The organism is Haladaptatus sp. (assembly GCF_049589095.1).
In the GTDB taxonomy this organism is placed as follows: domain Archaea; phylum Halobacteriota; class Halobacteria; order Halobacteriales; family Haladaptataceae; genus Haladaptatus.
The window spans coordinates 1-2,753 of record NZ_JBAWAC010000149.1; the positions used below are offsets into that span (position 1 = coordinate 1).

Below are 2,753 nucleotides of genomic sequence, written 5' to 3' on the forward strand. Positions count from 1 at the left end.
GCGAATCAAGAGCAGTTTCTGACTCCGCAACCGAACAAGCTAAGCGTTTCTGTGGTGATATTATAGATAGCTACGGACATTCCTCGTATGACCGGATCGAAACTCTCTCGTCGGCGGTTCGTGCAAGTAGCCCTCGGAACGGGAGCGCTCGTCGGTCTCGCACGCGGGCAAACCGCGACGTTCGAACTCGGCGGACAGGTCTCCGGTTGGTTGGGACAGTCCCCGGAACCCCTCGCGGACAAGACGAATCCGACGATCCAGATGGTGGCCGGAAAGGACTACGTCATCGCGTGGGAGAACATGGACGGCAACTCCCACAACATTGCCATCGGTGACGGGAAAGGAAACATTCTCAAGCGAACCGAAGTCATCGAGACGAGAGGGGCGACCCAAACCCTCGAATTCACGGCGACCACGGAGATGGAGACCTACTTCTCGGAGTTCGACCCGGAGACGATGCGCGGCAACCTCATCGTGTTACGGTCGACGACCACGATGAACGGAACCGCAAACGGTACGACGGGGACGATGGGAGAGATGGGAACGTCATCCACGACGGGCGCATCGACATCGCCACCGTCCACGTCGTCACCCACAGCCTCGACCTCGCCATCGACGACAGAGACGACGACGGCATCCGGGGATACGAGTTCGTCCACGACGGACGGCGGCGGATTGCCGGGATTCGGATGGCTCGCCGCGCTCGGCGGCATCGCCGCGTTCAGCTATCTGCTTCGACGGAAGGAATAGAGGGCGTTTTTTTCGACCCTCGTTTCGACGAGGTGGACCGCGAAAAGTGAATTCACATCGGTAGGAACAACAGTCCGAGACTGATGATGACGCCGCTACCGAGCAGCACCAGCACACAGTAGCCCATGATGTCACGAACCGAGAGGCCGCTGATGGCGAGCAGTGGAATCGCCCAGAAGGGTTGGATCATGTTCGTCCACGCGTCGCCCCACGCGGCGGCCATGGCCACACGGGGGACGCTCGTGCCGCTCGAATGGGCGGCCTTCACGAGGGTTTCGCCGACGACTGCCCACTCGCCGCCGCCGCTGGGGACGAAGACGTTGACGATGCCCGCGGTGAGGAACGCGACCACGGGGAGCGTTCCGTCGGGCGAGACGTGGACCATTCCCTGTGCGATCTGCGTCGCGAGGCTGGCCGACCCCTCCGGCGCGTAGCCCATGATACCCATGATGCCCGCGTAGAAGGGGAATTGGAGGATGATCCCCCAAACGTTCTCGACGGCCTCCTTCATCGCGCCGATATACGCCGCCGGGGTGCCGTGAAGGACGACACCGAGGAAGAGGAACGTGAAGTTGACGATGTTCAGGTTGAGGTTGTTCCACGGCATCGTTCCGTCCACGATTCCGCGGACGAAGTAGCCGACGACGGCCAGCAATCCGACGAAGCCGATGGCGTACGCGACGAACGACGAATGTTCGATTCGCTCCGCGAGCGTCATCCCATCCGTCGTCGACGGTTGTGTCGTGACCGTTTCGCCGCCGTCGGTCGCCGTCTCGACCTGCTCGGGGTCGAGCGGGTGTTTTTTCGCCTCGTTCTGGGGGTACATCAGCAGGAACAACAACGGGAGGAAGACGAGGCCGACGAGGACGAAGATGACGATGTTGGCCACCGTGAAGATGGTCTGCCCCGTCGAAATCGTGGAGTTCAGGACGCCGCTTGCGAGGAGGAAGTTCCCCTTGTCCGCAGTCGAGTTGAGTACCAACGGGATCGATCCCGCGAGGCCGCCGTGCCAGACGATGAACCCGGAGTAAGCCCCCGCCACGATGATGGGGAAGTCGATGGTTCGGATCTCCTCCGCCACTTTTCGTGCGAAAATGGCACCCACGACGAGGCCGAGGCCCCAGTGGACGAACGAGGCGACGGCGGCCACGACCGGCACCAACGCGGCGGCGCTTCGTTCGCTCGACGGAACCGCCGCCATCCGTGAGAGAAAGCGGTCCACGACGGCGGACTGTGCGAGTGCATAGCCCGTCATCAGGATGAGCGTCATCTGCATCGCGAATTCGAGCAGTGCCCAGAATCCACCGTACCACCCGTCGAGAAGGATGTTCGTGCCGTGTTCCAACGGTCCGCCGCTCGATCCGACGAACACGAACGCGAACCCGTACGCGACGAACGTCAGAATGATCGCGAACAGAAACGCGTCCGGGAGGTAGCGTTCTACGAGCCGTGAACTGCCTTCGGCCATCCGTCTGATTACGTTTGCCATGATTGCGACTGAGAGTATCTAGCATCCCAGTATAAACGTTCGTCAGACGCTCGGTGGTGGACCGTCGGGGTCGGTCCGTGTTCACGGGAGACGATATCGTCCCTCGAATTGACGTCCGAAGATCCGGTATTCATTCGATTATAAACCCACCTGCTACTCGGAATCGTCGGGCTTTTGCGCTCACCGGGACGAGAGTCGGCATGCAGATTCTGGGCGATCTCGTTGTCCGTTCCCGACGAAGTGACGATCCGGCGCTTGGGGTTTCCGGCTCCGGAGGGTACGACTATCATCGCCTCTGTACGACGGCGTGGAAGACGGGGAACTTCTTCCGGCACCTCGGCGTGCGCGAGGGAGTGACGGTCGGCATCTGTGCAACACCCGCGGCGCAACCGATCCTCGGCTTCTTCGGTGCGGTTCTGCTCGGCGCGAGCGTGCGCTTCGACCCGCCGAGCGAAACCGACGCACGTGTACTGCTCGCGCCGACCGAGTGGGTTGGCGAGTACGAGCTTCCACC

Annotated in this window: 2 protein-coding genes and 1 pseudogene; 2 read left to right on the forward strand and 1 reads right to left on the reverse strand. The window is 61.8% G+C overall.

Annotation, left to right across the window (positions count from 1 at the left end):
* Window positions 1-87: 87 nt before the first annotated feature.
* Entirely contained in the window at window positions 88-750 is a 663-nt protein-coding gene (locus tag WBV42_RS05175) for a cupredoxin domain-containing protein (protein ID WP_423985079.1), read from the forward strand.
* 52 nt (window positions 751-802) lie between these two features.
* On the opposite strand, the gene WBV42_RS05180 is transcribed toward WBV42_RS05175, so the two are convergent.
* A complete protein-coding gene (locus WBV42_RS05180; RefSeq protein WP_423985080.1) occupies window positions 803-2,239 on the reverse strand; it encodes a short-chain fatty acid transporter in 1,437 nt (478 codons plus the stop codon).
* Window positions 2,240-2,439: 200 nt separating this feature from the next.
* Between WBV42_RS05180 and WBV42_RS05185 the strand changes: the two are divergent.
* A pseudogene (locus WBV42_RS05185) lies at window positions 2,440-2,753 on the forward strand (hypothetical protein); the annotation flags it as partial.

Coding starts and splice junctions, on each gene's coding strand:
- WBV42_RS05175 (WP_423985079.1), top strand. CDS start 88: ATGACCGGATCGAAACTCTCTCGTCGGCGGTTCGTGCAAGTAGCCCTC.
- WBV42_RS05180 (WP_423985080.1), bottom strand. CDS start 2,239: ATGGCAAACGTAATCAGACGGATGGCCGAAGGCAGTTCACGGCTCGTA.